Origin of the sequence: Nocardia brasiliensis IFM 10847, from assembly GCF_000710915.1 — a bacterium.
GTDB classification, from domain to species: domain Bacteria; phylum Actinomycetota; class Actinomycetes; order Mycobacteriales; family Mycobacteriaceae; genus Nocardia; species Nocardia brasiliensis_A.
This window is the reverse complement of the sequence record NZ_BAUA01000125.1, coordinates 1-15,937: the sequence shown is the minus strand read 5'-3', so window position 1 is coordinate 15,937 and position 15,937 is coordinate 1. Positions and strand designations below refer to the sequence as shown.

The 15,937-nt window shown below is 69.3% G+C and carries 13 protein-coding genes; 7 read left to right on the top strand and 6 right to left on the bottom strand.

Annotation, left to right across the window (positions count from 1 at the left end):
* Positions 1-248 precede the first annotated feature (248 nt).
* Positions 249-926, bottom strand: a complete 678-nt coding sequence (locus tag NBRGI_RS26620; RefSeq protein ID WP_029899952.1) for an NADPH-dependent F420 reductase — start codon at positions 924-926, stop codon at positions 249-251.
* Between the two features lie 112 nt (positions 927-1,038).
* On the bottom strand, positions 1,039-2,631 hold the full coding sequence (locus NBRGI_RS26615; RefSeq protein ID WP_029899951.1) for a PucR family transcriptional regulator: 1,593 nt from the start codon (positions 2,629-2,631) through the stop codon (positions 1,039-1,041).
* Between the two features lie 136 nt (positions 2,632-2,767).
* Here NBRGI_RS26615 and NBRGI_RS26610 point away from each other — a divergent pair, with 136 nt between their 5' ends.
* The 3 genes from NBRGI_RS26610 to NBRGI_RS26600 all read left to right on the top strand — a co-directional run bounded on the left by NBRGI_RS26610 (position 2,768) and on the right by NBRGI_RS26600 (position 6,197).
* The gene (locus tag NBRGI_RS26610; RefSeq protein ID WP_029899950.1) at positions 2,768-4,258 is read left to right on the top strand and encodes a CoA-acylating methylmalonate-semialdehyde dehydrogenase; all 1,491 of its coding nucleotides are present in this window, start codon (positions 2,768-2,770) and stop codon (positions 4,256-4,258) included.
* A 59-nt stretch (positions 4,259-4,317) separates the two neighbouring features.
* Positions 4,318-5,688 (top strand): aspartate aminotransferase family protein, encoded by a 1,371-nt coding sequence (locus tag NBRGI_RS26605; protein WP_029899949.1) that lies wholly within the window; start codon positions 4,318-4,320, stop codon positions 5,686-5,688.
* Between the two features lie 95 nt (positions 5,689-5,783).
* Entirely contained in the window at positions 5,784-6,197 is a 414-nt protein-coding gene (locus NBRGI_RS26600; RefSeq protein WP_029899948.1) for a PPOX class F420-dependent oxidoreductase, read from the top strand.
* 16 nt (positions 6,198-6,213) lie between these two features.
* On the opposite strand, the gene NBRGI_RS26595 is transcribed toward NBRGI_RS26600, so the two are convergent.
* Together NBRGI_RS26595 and cobA are read right to left on the bottom strand one after the other, a co-directional pair.
* Positions 6,214-7,698, bottom strand: a complete 1,485-nt coding sequence (locus NBRGI_RS26595) for an MFS transporter (protein WP_029899947.1) — start codon at positions 7,696-7,698, stop codon at positions 6,214-6,216.
* A gap of 45 nt (positions 7,699-7,743) precedes the next feature.
* Positions 7,744-8,940, bottom strand: coding sequence for a uroporphyrinogen-III C-methyltransferase (gene cobA / locus NBRGI_RS26590; protein WP_029899946.1), 1,197 nt, complete (start codon positions 8,938-8,940; stop codon positions 7,744-7,746).
* 412 nt (positions 8,941-9,352) lie between these two features.
* Here cobA and NBRGI_RS26585 point away from each other — a divergent pair, with 412 nt between their 5' ends.
* Positions 9,353-10,327, top strand: a complete 975-nt coding sequence (locus NBRGI_RS26585; RefSeq protein WP_051728045.1) for a poly(ethylene terephthalate) hydrolase family protein — start codon at positions 9,353-9,355, stop codon at positions 10,325-10,327.
* Positions 10,328-10,421: 94 nt separating this feature from the next.
* On the top strand, positions 10,422-11,795 hold the full coding sequence (locus NBRGI_RS26580) for a purine-cytosine permease family protein (RefSeq protein WP_029899944.1): 1,374 nt from the start codon (positions 10,422-10,424) through the stop codon (positions 11,793-11,795).
* 28 nt (positions 11,796-11,823) lie between these two features.
* Here NBRGI_RS26580 and NBRGI_RS26575 read toward each other — a convergent pair whose 3' ends face one another.
* Positions 11,824-13,353 (bottom strand): PucR family transcriptional regulator, encoded by a 1,530-nt coding sequence (locus NBRGI_RS26575; RefSeq protein ID WP_029899943.1) that lies wholly within the window; start codon positions 13,351-13,353, stop codon positions 11,824-11,826.
* A gap of 84 nt (positions 13,354-13,437) precedes the next feature.
* On the opposite strand from NBRGI_RS26575, the gene NBRGI_RS26570 reads away from it, so the two are divergent.
* Together NBRGI_RS26570 and NBRGI_RS26565 are read left to right on the top strand one after the other, a co-directional pair.
* Positions 13,438-13,911: a nucleoside deaminase gene (locus NBRGI_RS26570; RefSeq protein ID WP_200882225.1), complete on the top strand. Its 474-nt coding sequence runs from the start codon at positions 13,438-13,440 to the stop codon at positions 13,909-13,911.
* Entirely contained in the window at positions 13,908-14,867 is a 960-nt protein-coding gene (locus tag NBRGI_RS26565; RefSeq protein ID WP_029899941.1) for an isopenicillin N synthase family dioxygenase, read from the top strand. The genes NBRGI_RS26570 and NBRGI_RS26565 overlap by 4 nt, the downstream gene beginning before the upstream one ends.
* Before the next feature lie 10 nt (positions 14,868-14,877).
* On the opposite strand, the gene NBRGI_RS26560 is transcribed toward NBRGI_RS26565, so the two are convergent.
* A partial coding sequence (locus NBRGI_RS26560) for a hypothetical protein (RefSeq protein ID WP_029899940.1) occupies positions 14,878-15,937 on the bottom strand: 1,060 nt, incomplete at its 5' end.

Sequence of the window (15,937 nt, the reverse complement as noted above, 5' to 3'; positions counted from 1 at the left end):
GAGGCAACCGTGCCAATCTCAGACTCTCGCTCCAGCACGAGTATTCGCCGCCGAACACCGACGGTACGAGGAAGGGACACGCACGCGACGAGATGCCGGTTCGACTCCGGCCTTCCCCGCCATGGGGAAGTGGTCCAAAGGCACGACACGCCGTGAATCTCAGCCTCATCTCTTCCCCCACCGGGGTGGGCGAATTGGGCGGCAGAACTGGAACCCGGGAGCAGGCTAAGCTCCCGGGTTCTCCCATGTCACCGCTGGGCGGCGGCGAGCAGCTCGCGAATCCTGGTGCCGTCCGCGGGGGTTGCGGCGTTCTCCCAGAACGGAAGTGCCGCCGCGTAGGCGTCGGCGTAGACCGGCGTATTCACCTGGAAGCGCCAGCTCTCGCTCAGCGGGCCGACATCGACGGTGTCGTAGCCGAGCGCGTCGATCAGTTGTGCCGCAGCGACTTTCGCGCCGGTGTCGTTGCCCGCGATCGGCAACGCCGACCGGTCGACGGCGCCCGCGGGACGGGCCAGTTCGCCGAGGTGCACGAAGTAGATGTTGTTGAACGCCTTGACCACCTTCGAGGTCGGCAGGTGTTTTTGCAGCAGTTCACTGCTCGTCACGGTGCCGTCCGCGAGTTCGGCGAAGGTGCCGTCCCGATCCGGGTAATAGTTGTTGGTGTCGATGACGACCTTGCCCGCCAAGGGCGCGACCGGCACCTGCTGGTAATTGCGCAGTGGCACGGTCACCACCACGATGTCCCCCGCCGCGGCCGCCTCGTCGGCGGTCGCCGCCCGTGCCCGTGGGCCGAGCTCCGCGACCAGGTCGGTCAGCGTCTCGGGACCACGGGAGTTGCTGAGCACCACGTCGAGTCCCGCGGCGATGGCGAGTCGCGCCACCGTACCGCCGATGTTGCCGCTGCCGATCAATCCAAGGGTTGTCATACACCACAGAACCGCCGCCGGACCTGCGATGTTCCCGCGATGCGGCGCTGACCGGGGCGGATGTGAGCTACACCATGCGCGAGACCGATCGCGACATATCGGACGACCGGATTCAGCGCGCGTTCGCCGTCAGATCGCGGATCAGCAGCGCCGCGTGCAACGAGGTACGCGATTCCCCGTCCTCGAGATCGACGGCGAGGATGCGTTCGATCCGCGCCAGCCGCTCGTACAGGGTCGGCCTGCTGATGTTCAGCCGCCGCGCGAGTTCGGTCTTGTTGCCCGCCAGGTCGAGGAACTGGCGCAGCGTGCCGGTCAGGTCGGCGCCTTGCCGAATGTCGTAGCGCAGCAGCGCACTCAGTTCCGTTTCCGCGAATCGTTGCACTCCGGGCTCGTTGCGGATCAGCGAGAGCAGCCCGCGCAGCCGCACGTCGCCGCTGCGGTAGAACGGTCGCGGCGCCGAACTCCGCAGTGACAGCGCTACTTCCGCGATGTGCGCCGCGTGCGGCAGCTCGTGCGCGGTGTCCAGCAGCGAATCCGCTTCGGCGCCGACGCCGATCACGACCCGTTCGACGCCGTCGACCCGGCGTACCTCGCCGGCGATCGCGACGCAGGCCGCGGTCAGGTTCTCGTCGAGCGCACCGGTTCGCGGCAGCGCCAGGATCATGCCGACTCGATCGCCCTGATCTGCGGCGGCGAGCGCGGTGAGTTCGGCCAAGCCGAGCCCGTGCGTGACCGCGTCCAGGATGCCCGCGGCACGGCGTTGCCGGGCAACCGGATCGGCCTCGGCGACGGCCGCGACGTCGACCGCCAACGGCACGTAGGCGGCGCGCCGGGCCAGGCCGAGCGCGGCGGCTCGGGCCACCGCGTCGCGTTCGTCCACCACCCGACCGTTGACCATGTCATCGATGAGCCCGGTCTGCGCCTGCCGATGCAGGCCGAAGCGGTCCTTCTCGATCATCCGATGCAGCGTGAGCGTCTGCGCGGCGCGTTCCAGCACCATCGTGGCGCGCGCGGTCGGCACCTCGCTCGACCGCAGGATCAACCGCCCCCAGCGCTGGGTGTGCGGACCGACGGCCACCGCGTCCCAGCCGTCGGGCAGCAGCCGCGAGATGTTCTCCCAGTCCTCGAGCAGTGCCGACGTGCTCACATGCTTGGCCGTGAACGCCAGCACCCGGTGCGCCAGGTCTTCCAGCACCACCGACGAATCGAGCATGCCCGCAGCGGTTTTCACGATCTCGGCGAGCGAGGCGCGGCGCACGCTGAGATCGGTGAAGGTCTCGTGCACGGTGCGCGCGAACTCCACTTCGGCGTATTGGTCGGCCACGATCACCCGGTGCACCGCCTCGGTGATCTCCACGAATCGGGTCACCCGGTGCAGCGCGATCACCGGCAGCCCGAGCGCGTCGGCGGTCTGCGCGACGATCGGCGGCAGTCGCGGCACGTACGCGCCCAATTCGACGACCAGCCCGGACACCCCGGCCGCGGCGAGCGCGGCCAGGTAGTCGGCCGTCGCGCTGTCGCCGTGGCTCATCGGCTGACCGGTGGTCAGGATCAGTTCCCCGCCCGCCAGCAGCTGCGCCACCTCCGCGACCTCGCTGACGTGCACCCAGCGCACCGGCCGGTCCAGTGATCCACCGGCGACGACCTCGGGCGCACCGGCCCGCACCACCGGGATCGCCAGCACATCGGATACGGAGGGCAGCACCGACGAATCGTAATATGAATCGCCGAATCGCGTACAGATCGTCGGGCGATATCGCAGGGTTGATGCCGGAGAGTAGTAGCAAGGAGGCGTCCACCCGCCGCCGCACCGCGACGCTCACGGATCGAAACGAGGAGATATGCAGACAATCGCGCACTGGCTCGACGGCAAGGCTTTCGCTGGGACCAGCGAGGCGACGGCGGCGGTGACCAATCCGGCGACCGGCGTGGTGACCGGACAGGTCGCGCTGGCGAACGCGGCCGACACCCGCGCGGCGATCGATTCGGCCGCGGACGCGTTCCCGGCCTGGCGCGACACCTCACTGGCACGGCGCACCCAGATCCTGTTCCGGTTCCGCGAGCTGCTCAACGACCGCAAAGCCGAACTGGCGCAATTGATCACGGCCGAGCACGGCAAGGTGATCGCCGACGCCATGGGCGAGGTGAGCCGCGGCCTCGAGGTCGTCGAATTCGCCTGCGGCGTACCGCATCTGCTCAAGGGCGGGTACACCGAGAACGCGTCGACGAAGGTGGACATCTTCTCCATCCGTCAGCCGCTCGGCCCGGTCGCGGTGATCTCGCCGTTCAACTTCCCGGCGATGGTGCCGATGTGGTTCTTCCCGCTGGCCATCGCCGCGGGCAACACCGTGGTGCTCAAGCCGAGCGAGAAGGACCCCTCGGCCTCGCTGTGGCTGGCCGAGCTGTGGGCCGAAGCCGGCTTGCCCGCAGGGGTTTTCAACGTCGTGCAGGGCGACAAGGTCGCGGTGGACGAGTTGCTCGACCACCCGAAGATCAAGGCCGTGTCGTTCGTCGGCTCGACCCCGATCGCGCAGTACGTCTATCAGCGCGGCACCGCGGCGGGCAAGCGGGTGCAGGCGCTGGGCGGGGCGAAGAACCACATGGTGGTGCTGCCGGACGCCGACCTCGACCTGGCCGCCGACGCCGCGGTGAACGCCGGATTCGGTTCCGCCGGTGAACGGTGCATGGCGATCAGCGTGGTGGTCGCGGTGGGCGGCACCGCCGACGAACTGGTCGCGAAGATCACCGAGCGCGCCACCACCATCAAGACCGGCGACGGCACCCGCGAGACCGATATGGGCCCGCTGGTCACCAAGGCGCATCGCGATCGCGTCGCGGAGTACATCGCGGCGGGCGAATCCGCCGGTGCCAGTGTCGTGCTCGACGGACGCGGCATCGCGGCCGATGGCGAAGCGGACGGATTCTGGCTCGGCCCCACGATTCTCGACCACGTCGGCACCGCGATGAGCGTCTACACCGACGAGATCTTCGGCCCGGTCCTGTCGGTCGTGCGGGTGGACAGCTACGACGACGCGCTCGCCCTGATCAACGCCAACCCATACGGCAACGGCACGGCCATCTTCACCAACGACGGCGGCGCGGCCCGGCGCTTCCACAACGAGGTCGAGGTGGGCATGGTCGGCATCAACGTGCCGATCCCGGTGCCCATGTCCTACTACAGCTTCGGCGGCTGGAAGAACTCGCTGTTCGGTGACTCGCACGCGCACGGCGCCGACGGCGTGCACTTCTTCACCCGGGCCAAGGCGGTTACCACCCGCTGGCTCGACCCGAGCCACGGCGGGATCAACCTCGGCTTCCCCGAGAACAAGTAGCCCCGTCCACCACTGAGCACAGGTAGCCGACAGCACAAGTGACGCAGGAGAACTCGACGATGACCCTCCCGAACGGATTGACCCCGGAGGCCGCCCGCGAGGCGGCAGCGCGCGCGTACGAGCTCGATCGTCGCCACGTCTTCCACTCCTGGTCCGCCCAGGCGCAGCTGGATCCGATGACCATCAGCGCCACCCAGGGCTGTTACGTCTGGGACGGCGAGGGCACTCGGCTGCTCGATTTCTCCTCTCAGCTGGTGAACACCAACATCGGGCACCAACATCCGAGAGTCGTTGCGGCGGTGCAGCAGCAGGCGGCCAAGCTGTGCACCGTCGCACCGCAGCACGTCAACGACGCGCGCTCGGAGGCGGCTCGCCTGATCGCCGAGCGCACGCCGGGCGAGCTGAACAAGATCTTCTTCACCAACGGCGGGGCCGAGGCCGTCGAGCACGCGGTACGGATGGCCCGGCTGCACACCGGCCGCTACAAGGTGCTCGCCCGCTACCGCTCGTATCACGGCGGGACGGAGACCGCGATCAACCTGACCGGTGATCCGCGGCGCTGGCCCAACGATCACGGCAACAGCGGTGTCGTGCACTTCTTCGGGCCGTTCCTGTATCGCACGCAATTCCATTCGAGCGACGAAACCCAGGAGACCGAGCGGGCTTTGGCGCATCTGGAACAGACCATCGCCTTCGAGGGGCCGAACACCATCGCGGCGATCGTGCTCGAATCCGTGCCCGGCACCGCGGGAATCATGATCCCGCCGCCCGGATACCTGGCGGGCGTGCGCGCACTGTGCGACAAGTACGGCATCGTCTTCATCGCCGACGAGGTGATGTCCGGTTTCGGCCGGACCGGAAAGTGGTTCGCGATAGAGCATTTCGACGGCGTCGTGCCCGATCTGCTGACCTTCGCGAAGGGCGTCAACTCCGGCTACGTGCCGCTGGGCGGTGTCGCGATCAGCCCGGCGATCGCCGCGACCTTCGACGACCGCCCCTATCCGGGCGGCCTGACCTATTCGGGTCATCCGCTCGCGACCGCGGCCGCCGTCGCGACCATCACGGCGATGGCCGACGAGGGCATCGTCGAACACGCCGCCGACATCGGTGCGCGCGTGCTCGGCCCCGGTCTGCGCGAACTCGCCGAGCGGCATCCCAGCATCGGCGATGTCCGCGGCGCCGGGGTGTTCTGGGCGCTCGAACTCGTCCGCGACCGGATTACGCGGGAGCCCCTCGCCCCGTACGGCGGGACGAGCACGGCGATGACGGAGGTCGTCGCCGCCTGCCGCGCGGCCGGGCTGCTGATGTTCGTGAACTTCAATCGCCTGCACGTGGTCCCGCCGTGCATCGTCAGCGAGGCCGAGGCCAAGGAGGGCCTGGCCATCCTCGACCACGCGCTGACCGTCGCCGACCGCCACGCCGTCGGCTGACCCGCCGGGTGCTCGCGCCGCACAGCACGAAGTCGCTGTGCGGCGCATTCGTGCTCGGCGGAATGCCGCGGGGGCGCGGCGTGTTTCAGAAAAGCATGACCGACACCGGTGTGCTTTCCGCGGGATTGAAGAAGTATCTGGACGAGTCGAAGGTGTTCGCCACCGTGGCGACGAGCGGGCCCAACGGCCAGCCGCACCTCACCGTCATCTGGCTCGAGCGCGACGGCGACGACCTGCTCTTCTCCACCACCACCGATCGCCAGCAGGGCAAGAACATCGCCCGCGACCCGCGCGTCACCATCATGATCAACCCGCCGGAGAACCCCTACACCTACGCCGAGATCCGCGGGACCGCCACGCTCACGCCCGACCCGGACAAGACCTTGCCGGACAAGCTGTCCGTCAAGTACACCGGGCAGAAGTACCTGGATTTCAACCCGGCCTCGGTCAACGACGGCCCCCGCGTCATCGTGCGGGTGACGCCCCGCAAGGTCGCAGGCCGCCTTTGAGCGGGCTGGACCGAGCCTAGGACTGCTGGGCTTCTTCCTGCGCGTGCTGCGCCTGCGCGACCTGCGCCGCCGTGTAGCGGATGGCGAGCGCGATCAGCAGAGTCAGCACCACGCCGACGCCGCACAGGAACAGGGCGAGGGTGTAGCCGCTGCTGAGCGCGTCGAGTTGGGCGGTGTTCATGGCACTGGGTTTGACGGTATTGCTGCCGCCCAGCGCCAGGCTGCGCGAGACCACCACCGGGCCGAGGAAGCCCAGCGCCAAGGCCGGGCCGAACGCCAGCAGCATCTGACCGACCGCGCTCAGCGGACCGATCTCGGTGACCTCGACGCCGACGATCAGGCACAGCGGCACGATGACCAGCACGATGCCGACGCCGGTGCCGATCACCAGGAACAGCACGAGCAGCGTGGGCAGGTTCGCGGTGCGGTCCAGGGTCGAGCCGAACAGCAGGGCGACGGCCGCCAGGCCGCCGCCCGCGCCGATCAGGATCCGGGGCGCGATCCGCATGACCAGCTTCGAGGTCAACGCGCCGCCGACGCCCATGCCGATGGTGAACGGAATGAAGATCAGGCCGGCCTGTAAAGCGCTGTAGCCCAGCACATTCTGCACGTACTGCGCACCGAAGACGGAGATGCCGCCCATCACCCCGCTGGCCAGCAGCACCGCGAGGAAGGTCGCGACGCGGTCCTGGCTGCTGAACAGCGACCACGGCAGCAGCGGGTTGTCCACGTTGCGCTCGGCGACGATGAAGGTGATCAGCAGGACGCCGCCGGCCACCAGCGAACCGATGATCACGGGGTGGCCCCAGCCCAGCGCGGGACCTTCCATGCCACCGAACACCAGGGTGGCGACGCCGATCGTGGCCAGCACGGCGCCGCGCACGTCGAGGGAGAGGCGATGGTGCTCGGTGTCGCGCAGACAGCGCATCGCGCCCACGAAGACCAGCAGGCCGATCGGCACATTGATCAGGAAGATGCCGCGCCACCAGACGTCGGCCAGCGCACCGCCGACCACCAGGCCACCGACCGAACCGACGCCGACCATCGCACCGAAGATCGCGATCGCCTGATTGCGCGCCTTGCCCGGCGCGAAAGTGGTCGCGACGAGTGCCAGGGCGGTGGGCGAGGCGAAGGCCGCACCGATGCCCTGCAGGGCGCGCATGCCGATCAGCATCCCGCCGTTGATCGCCAGGCCGCACAGCAGCGAGGACAGGGTGAACAGGCCGACGCCGAGCAGGAACATCTTCTTGCGCCCGAACGCGTCACCGACCCGCCCGCCGAGCAGCATGAGCCCGGCGTAGGTGAGTGCGTAGGACGTGATCACCCAGTTCGCGCTGGACGCGGACATCCCGAAATCCGCCTGCAGCCGCGGGACCACCAGGATCATGACCGTGCCGTCCAGCACGCTCATCAGCTGCATTCCGCTGAGGACGAGAATCGCGAGCCCGAACGCCCGCTCTTTCACTGGATACTGCGTCGGCGCAGCGGGATTCTCGAGCACAGAGAGCCACTGTAGACGACCTGTGCCACCGCGGCGCCCGGCCGATCAGTCGGCTACCGGCGCCGAGAAGCCCGCCGTAGGACCGATCACCACGATCGCGGGCGGGCGGATGCCTTCGGTACGCACCCGCTCGGCGACCGTGCCGAGGTCGGCGCGCAGCACCCGCTGCGTGCGCAGGGTGCCCTCTTGAATGACCGTGGCGGGACTGTCCGCGGGGCGTCCGCCTTCGATCAGCGCGTTCGCGAACTGCTCGATCCGCTCCACCGCCATCATCAGTACCAGGGTGCCGCGCAGCCGGGCCAGCGCGGGCCAATCCACCAGTGAATCCGGGTGGTCCGGCGCGACATGGCCGCTCACGACGACGAATTCGTGCGTCACGCCCCGATGGGTCACCGGGATGCCCGCCGCCGCGGGCACCGAGATGGGGCTGGTGATACCGGGCACCACGGTCACCGGGATACCCGCCTCGACACAGGCCTCGAGTTCCTCGAAGCCGCGGCCGAACACGTACGGGTCGCCGCCCTTGAGCCGCACCACGAATTTGCCCGCCTTGGCGCCCTCGATCAGCGCGGCGTTGATCGCGTCCTGCGCCATCGCCCGCCCGTAGGGGATCTTCGCCGCGTCGATCACCTCGACATCGGGTCCGAGTTCGGCCAGCAGTTCCGGCGGCGCGAGCCGGTCGGCGACCACCACATTCGCGCGGCCGAGCAGCCGCCGTCCGCGCACCGTGATCAGATCGGGGTCGCCGGGTCCGCCGCCGACCAGCGCGACGCCGGGGGTGATCGGCGTCGAATCATCGGTCACCACACCGGATTGCAGCGCCTCGAGCAGCGCGTTGCGCACCGCGGCCGAGCGCCGATGCTGACCACCGGCCAGCACGCCGAGGGTCATGCCGTCGTAGCGTGCGGTCGCGGGCGTGACCGCGGTGCCGAGCCGGGCGTGGTCGGCGCGCACGCAGAAGATCCGCCGCCGGGTCGCCTCGGCGACGACCGCCGCGTTGGTCTCCGGTTCATCGGTGCAGGCGATCGCGTACCACGCGCCGTCCAGATCGCCGTCGGCGTAGGCGCGCAGCGTCACGGTGATTTGGCCGGAGGTCGCCATCCCCTCGACCGCCGGGGTGACCTCGCGGCTCACCACGTGCACGTCCGCGCCCGAGGCGATCAGCAGCCCGAGCCTGCGCTGCGCCACCGTACCGCCGCCGACCACGACGACGCGGCGGCCGACGAGATCGAGCCCGACCAGATAGTTCGGATCGCCCTCGTGCGGCGCGGCTGGGGATACCGGCTGGTCATCGGTGTGGTCTTGCGTGTTCGGCACAGTTTTCGAGCCTACGGCCTGCGCGCGAACCAACGGCAATCGCCTCGCTCGGTCGTCGCGGCCGCCCGCGCCGGTTGCGCCACAGCACCTGTCACGCCGCCGCACCAGCAGCGCCCGCCGTACCGGCCCACGCCTTGCGCACTTGACGCATCAGCAGCGCCCGCCCGACCAACAGCGCCCAGCGCACGCGCCACACCAGCAGCGCCCGACAGCACCCGCCAGCGCGCACAGCACCTGCCGCGCCTGGCGTGCCCGCCGCACCCGTCGCGCTCGGCCGATCGTGCGTCCCGCGATGTGGCGTCGAAGCGGGCGTGCGGGCATTCCTATACTCGCGCCTATGACTCGCTGGCGTCGGACGGTGCGGATGATCGCGGTAGCGCTGCTCGCCTGCGGACCGGCGGTGGCCGGGGTGGCCGCGGCCGAGCCCGCACCCTACGTGCCGAATCCCGGGATCGAGTCGACGTACTTTCGGCCCGGTCCCGCGGCCGTGACCGAACAGCTCGGATTCGGGTGCTGCGACAGCGGCGGCGCGAAATTCGATGTCTGGTATCCGACGGAGCTGGGTGCACAACGGCATCCGATCGTGCTGTGGGGCAACGGGTCCGACGCCGTTCCCAGTCAATACCGGTACCTGCTGCGGCATTTCGCGTCCTGGGGCTTCGTCGTGGTGGCCACCGAGAACCGGAACACCGGGTCCGGGTCCGATATCCGCAAGTCGCTGGAATTCCTGCTCGCGCAGGGCGACGATCCGGCGAGCGTGTTCTTCGGCAAACTGGACCGGGACGCCGTCGGCGCCGTGGGGCATTCGCAGGGCGCGTCGGGGGTGCTCAACGCCCTGCGCGACTCGGCGGGCGCGATCAAGACCGCTGTGCCGCTGGAACTTCCGGCACAGCACTGGTGCTCGACCGCGGCGTCGTGCGCCGACACCCGCGCGCTCACCACGGGTTCGGTGTTCTTCGTGAACGGGACCGCCGACGGCATCGTCTCGCCGTCGCATCAAGCACTGCCCTGGCAGGTGGAAGGCTTGCAGTCGAATCAGGCGTACTACGAGGCGACGCCGGCCGGCGTGCGCAAAGCCTGGGGCACCCTCGACGGGCCGAACCACAACGACGTGCAGGGGCAGCCGGATTGCGCGGCCGCGTCCACCCCGTGCACGACCGGCGTGTTCGGCTACCTCGGCTACCCGACGGCGTGGCTGCTGGCGCAGTTACGCGGCGACGCCGACGCGCTCGCGGCCTTCCGCGCGGACAGCGGCGAACTGTTCACCCCCTCATCCAACTGGCGCCACCAGTCCAGCTCGATCACCGAATGAACCCGGCGAGGCGGGCGAACTGTCCGTCGACCGGCGGTGACGTACGTACGAACCGTCCGTTGCCTGCCGCGCCGTCGCGGACGAGTGTGCAGAGATGGCATTGACCGAGGACCCGCCCCCGGCCGCCGACTACGCCGATCGCGTCATCGCGGTGGAGCCGGGCGGCAACGAGTACATCCCCGACGACGCCAGGCACGGCCGCCCGCGCGGGCTGTTCTGGACCTGGATGTCGCCGAATCTGGAATTCGCCACCATCTTCATCGGCGTGCTCTCGGTCACCGCCTTCGGGATGACTTTCTGGCAGGCGGCACTGGCCCTGACCATCGGCATCGGGCTCGCCGCCGCCGCGCACCACGTGCTGTCGGCCCGCGGCCCGGTGCACGGTGTGCCGCAAATGGTGTTGGGGCGCTTGGCCTTCGGTTATCGGGGCAACGCACTGCCCGCGGCGTTCATGTCCATCATGTGCGGGGTCGGCTGGTTCGCCACCAACAGCGTCAGCGGCGCGTTCGCGTTGAGCAGCCTCACCGGCATGCCGAAACTCACCGCGCTGGCGCTGATCGTGGTGGTGCAGACCGTTTTCGGCGCGTTCGGCCACAACCTGGTGCACGCCTTCGAGCGCATCGTCTTCCCCGTGCTCGCGGTGGTTTTCGTCGTGGTGACGATCGTGATACTCGGCAAAGCCGACCTCGGCGCGGCCGCGCCGGCCGGCGGGGTGGGCGGGACCGGCGGCTTCCTGCTGACCGTCGGCACCGCCTTCGGGTACGCGGGCGGCTGGAATCCCTACGCGGCGGACTACTCTCGCTATCTGCCGCGCACGGTTTCGCGCGCCGCCACCGGCGGTTTCGCGGCCGCCGGACTGTTCGTGTCCTGCCTGTGGCTGTCTCTGCTCGGCGCGGCCTCGGTCACCATCGCGGGCACGGCGACGGGCAGTCCCACCGATGTCTTCACCGCGAATCTGCCCGGCGTGCTGGCGGATCTGGCGTTGCTGGCCATCGCGCTCGGCGCCGTCGCGGCGAACGCGCTGAACGTGTACTCCGGGGCGATGGCCTTCGTGACGATCGGCATCGCCTTGCCGCTGCGCACGCAGCGGGCGGTCGTCTCGATCGGTTTCGGCGCCCTCGGTTTTCTCGTCGCCTGGTGGGCGCTGGCGGATGCCGCCGCGAGCTACGAAGCGTTCCTGCTGATCGTCGCGTATTGGATCGGGCCGTGGCTGGGCGTGATGTTCGTCGACCAGTACCTGCGCCGCGGCAAGCCGGTCGACGTTTTGCTCTACGACCGCGCGTACACGAATCACCCTGGAGTGGTGGCGTTTACGACCGGATTGGCGGTGTCGGTACTGCTGTTCTCCAATCAGGCGAAGTTCACCGGCTACCTGGTGCGTGAGTTCCCCGCGCTCGGTGACATCACCTTCTTCGTCGGGTTCCTGGTCGCCGCCGCCACCTATGCGGTGCTCGCGCGGCGCCCCTGACACTTCGCGCACCTCTCCTGTGGTGCGGCTAGTCGGACAGCCGGTGCGCACACAACGCGAGCAGCAGCGTGCCCGCCAGGGCGGGCGCGGCCGGGTCGTAGCCGAGCAGTGCGCGGATGCGTTCCAGCCGCTGGTACAGCGACTGCCTGCCGATGTGCAGTGCCGCGGCGCAGCGGGTCGCGCTGCCGCCGTGGCGCAGGTAGACCTCCAGCGTGCGGGCTAGTTTGCTGTGATGCGCCGTGTCCCAGTCGATCAGCGGGGCGATGGTGGTGCTGATCAAACGGTGGCGCTCGGCAGCCGGCAACGATTCGACGACGAGCTCGGTGGCCAGCTCGCGCACCGTCGCGAGCGGACTGCCCGCCGGCCGATCCCGTCGGTGCCGAGTGGCCAGCCGCAACGCCGACCGCGTCGCCTCGAGCGAGCCGGTCAACGCGGCGGCGGTGAACTCACACGGGTCGCCCACCACCACCGTGACGCCTTCGACGGCGTTCGTGGCGAAGGCGTTGCGCAGCAGGCGGGCGACCGCACCGACCGGATCGGGCTCTGCCTGGTCCATGACGAGTACGCCGTAGCCGGTCGCGTGCACCTCGGCCACCAGCGCGGGCCTGCCGAGTTCCTTTGCCGCGGTGTCGATCAGACGGGTCGCGATGCGGGTATCGGGCGCGTCGGCGGCCACCGGCACCAAGGCGCGCCCGGACAGCGCCGGGATACCGGCCGCCGAGGCCCGCACTTTCAGATCGGCCTGCCGAATCATCTTGCCGTCCAACAGATCCGCGAGCAGGGTGCGCGCCGCGAGCTGCGGCCGTCCGGTCGGCGAACCCGAATTGGCGAGTGCGAGGCCGAGGGTCGGCGCGGACTGCTCCAGCACGGCGGCGAGCGTGGCGTCGTCGAGCACCGAGCCGGGACCTGCGGTGAGCGTCCCCCAGGTGTTCTCCTTGGCTCGGATCGTCGCGGTCGCGGTGCCGGATTCCACTGCGGCCCAGGCGGATCGGTCGTCGTCCACGCCGTGCGCCGCGATCAACGCGCCGTTGCCGCTCGTCACGATCAGTGCGCACCCGGTGGTCGCACCGATGCGAGTCAGCAACTGCGCGAGCCCATTTCCCGCGGCGAGTTCGACGGTCAGTTCCCGCGCGAGCGCGTTGAGCAGGCGCAACGAGCGCACCTCGCGCGACACGATCTCGGTGTTCGCGGCCCGGCACAGGTCGATGAACGGCACCACCGCCCGCAGCGCGATCAGCGGCAGTGTGCGGCGCGAGGCCTCCTCGACCATATCGGGCGGGACCGCGTCGAAGGTGCGGCCGAGTTCGACGGCCACCCCGGCCACCCCGCGACCGGCGATCTCGCGCAGGTAGTGCCGTCGCGTCCCCGCGTCCACCCCGGACAGGCCCAGCCCGGTGGTGAGCAGCAGTTCCCCACCGGAGAGCAGGGGGCCGATCTCGTAGATCTCGCTCGAATGCACCCAGCGCACCGTCCGTCGCAAAGCGCTGTGACCTGCCAAGACGAGCGGATCGGCCGGGGCGAACTGGTTGTCGAGCACTTCGCGCACGGTGGGCAACATACGGTCATCCTGTCATCTGGACACCGGTGCCGGATGGACGATCTGTACGTTGCGGCCGGGCCGGTCGCCTTGGAGGCTGGAGCCATGACGCACGCGACACCGGCACCACAACTGCTCGAGGTGGCTTACCAGGAGGCGCTGCTCGGCCGCGCCGAGGGCGGTATCCCGATCGGGGCCGCGCTGTTCGACGCGGACGGCACCCTGCTCGGCAGCGGCCACAATCGGCGCGTGCAGTCCGGCGACCCCAGCATCCACGCCGAAACCGACGCCTTCCGGGCTGCGGGCCGCAGGCGCGACTACGGCCCGACGATCATGGTGACCACGCTGTCACCGTGCTGGTATTGCAGCGGCCTGGTCCGTCAGTTCGGCATCGGCACCGTGATCATCGGCGAATCACAGACCTTCCACGGTGGCCACGACTGGCTGGCCGAGCACGGCGTCGCGGTGACCGTGCTCGAGGACACACGGTGCGTCGAGATGATGACCACGTTCATCGCCGAGTATCCGACGCTCTGGCACGAGGACATCGGCGTCGCCGACGAGACAGCGGCGAAATGAGCGCGATCGCGGCGATCGACCTGGCGCGCTGGCGGGCCGGCGGCTCGGCGGCCGCCGAGGTGGAGCGCGAAGTGGACGAGGGGTTGCGGCGCGCCGGATTCCTGCTGGTCTACGGGCACGGCGTACCGGCGGAGCTGGCCGGGGCGGTGCGCGGCGCCGCGCGGCGCTTCTTCGCACTGCCGGACGCGGTGAAGCAGCGCTACGCCGTGACGGTGGGCGGTCGTGGCTGGATCGGACCGGGCAAGGAGGCCAACGGCTACGCCGAAGGCACCGCGACGCCACCCGATCTCAAAGAGACCTTCGCGGTCGGCGCGGATACCGCGACCGGCGATCCGCGCGTCGACGACGTCTGGTTCCTGCCCAACGTCTGGCCGGACGAGGTGGTCGAACTGCGGGAGCTGCTGACGGCCTACACCGCGGCGGTGCACACCCTGTCCGACGAGTTGCTCGCCTTGTTCGCGGCGGCATTGCGCTTGCCCGCCAACCCGTTCCGAGATCTCGCGGCGCGACCCACCTGGACCTGCAACATCAATCACTATCCGCCGCTGACAACAGTCGGCCCGCCGGAACCCGGCCAGTTCCGGATCGGCCCGCACACCGACTTCGGCACCGTCACCGTGCTGGACCGCGAGCCCGGCGCGGGCGGACTCCAGGTCTACACCGCGGCGCAGGGCTGGGCCGACGCACCGTACGACCCCGCCGCCCTCACCGTGAACATCGGTGACCTGCTTGCCTATTGGAGCGCGGATCGCTGGCCGTCGGGCCGGCATCGAGTGCTGCCGCCGCAGGCGCACGCACCGGAGGAAGACCTGGTGTCGCTCATCTACTTCTACGAACTCGACCACGATGCGGTCGTCACGCCGCTGAGCCCGCCGATCGGGCACACCACCGGCTTGCCGCCGGTGGTGTCGGCCGAGTTCCTGCGCACCCGGCTGGATGCCATCACCGTCAAATGACCTGTGGCGGTCAGCTGAAGCGGGGTTGGTCCTGAACCCACTTGAACGGTGTGCTGCGCAGTTTGAAGGAATTCAGGTCCACCTGTTCGAGGGCGACCGTCACCCGGTGACCGTTGAACTCACCTTCCAGTTGCAAGCGATCCGGCGTGGGCTGGATGAACGTGAACGTACCGATCTGAGTCGGTTGCGCCTGCGCGATGTGTCCCGGCAACGTCTGGGAAGTCGTGTCCGACACGGTGATCGTGTGGGCCGCCGGGTCGACCGCACCGGCCACGGGCACCAGAGTGCCGTCCATCTTCTGATATGCCATTCCGGACAGATCGAAAACCACCCGCTGCCAACGATTCTGGTCCGTGGTCAACGGCGGGAGCGGCTGGCCGTCCTGGGTGAACTCCGACACCGACCAGATGCCGTACAGCGCGGGCTTGGGCGCACCACCGCCGCCCTCGTTCCAGAAGAACCACGTTTCGTGCACGGTGCCGGCCAGCACCCACAGGCCCAACGCGATCTGCACCACCACCGCGATCACCCGGACCCGCCTGCCGCGGAACGGCTCCGGCTGCACGGCGGGCTGCGACGGCCGTTGCAGGACAAGCACATCGGCGAGTCGACGCGCCTGCGGCGCGAGCAGCACCAGCGAGATCAGCAACAGGTGCCCGGACAGGATCTTCACCGGCACATCGAAGGTCATGTTCAGGATGAACACCTGCGCCATGCTGATCAGGCTGATCATCGCGCCGATCGTGGCGGTCCGCGGCCAGAACAGCAGCAGGCCGCCGAGCACTTCCGCGCTGCCCAAGAGGATTTGGTAGATCGGTGCGGATCCGACCTGCATCCACAGCACCGCCGCGGGCGTGAAATCACCGTACTGCGAGAGCAACGCCACCAGCGGCGGCTCCGGCATCTGTGTGGGGATGACCTTCGCCATTCCGTAGAAGAGCATCTGGCCGCCCAGGCACAGCCGCAGGAACAGTAGGAACCAGGCATTGAGCCGCCGATAGTCCGGCCGATGCCGGTCCAGCACGGACCACACCGCCGTGGCCACCAGGGCCACGATCAGGATGCAGAAC

Coding starts and splice junctions, on each gene's coding strand:
- NBRGI_RS26610 (WP_029899950.1), top strand. CDS start 2,768: ATGCAGACAATCGCGCACTGGCTCGACGGCAAGGCTTTCGCTGGGACC.
- NBRGI_RS26580 (WP_029899944.1), top strand. CDS start 10,422: ATGGCATTGACCGAGGACCCGCCCCCGGCCGCCGACTACGCCGATCGC.
- NBRGI_RS26575 (WP_029899943.1), bottom strand. CDS start 13,353: ATGTTGCCCACCGTGCGCGAAGTGCTCGACAACCAGTTCGCCCCGGCC.
- NBRGI_RS26565 (WP_029899941.1), top strand. CDS start 13,908: ATGAGCGCGATCGCGGCGATCGACCTGGCGCGCTGGCGGGCCGGCGGC.
- NBRGI_RS26605 (WP_029899949.1), top strand. CDS start 4,318: ATGACCCTCCCGAACGGATTGACCCCGGAGGCCGCCCGCGAGGCGGCA.
- NBRGI_RS26570 (WP_200882225.1), top strand. CDS start 13,438: ATGACGCACGCGACACCGGCACCACAACTGCTCGAGGTGGCTTACCAG.
- NBRGI_RS26585 (WP_051728045.1), top strand. CDS start 9,353: ATGACTCGCTGGCGTCGGACGGTGCGGATGATCGCGGTAGCGCTGCTC.
- NBRGI_RS26620 (WP_029899952.1), bottom strand. CDS start 926: ATGACAACCCTTGGATTGATCGGCAGCGGCAACATCGGCGGTACGGTG.
- NBRGI_RS26600 (WP_029899948.1), top strand. CDS start 5,784: ATGACCGACACCGGTGTGCTTTCCGCGGGATTGAAGAAGTATCTGGAC.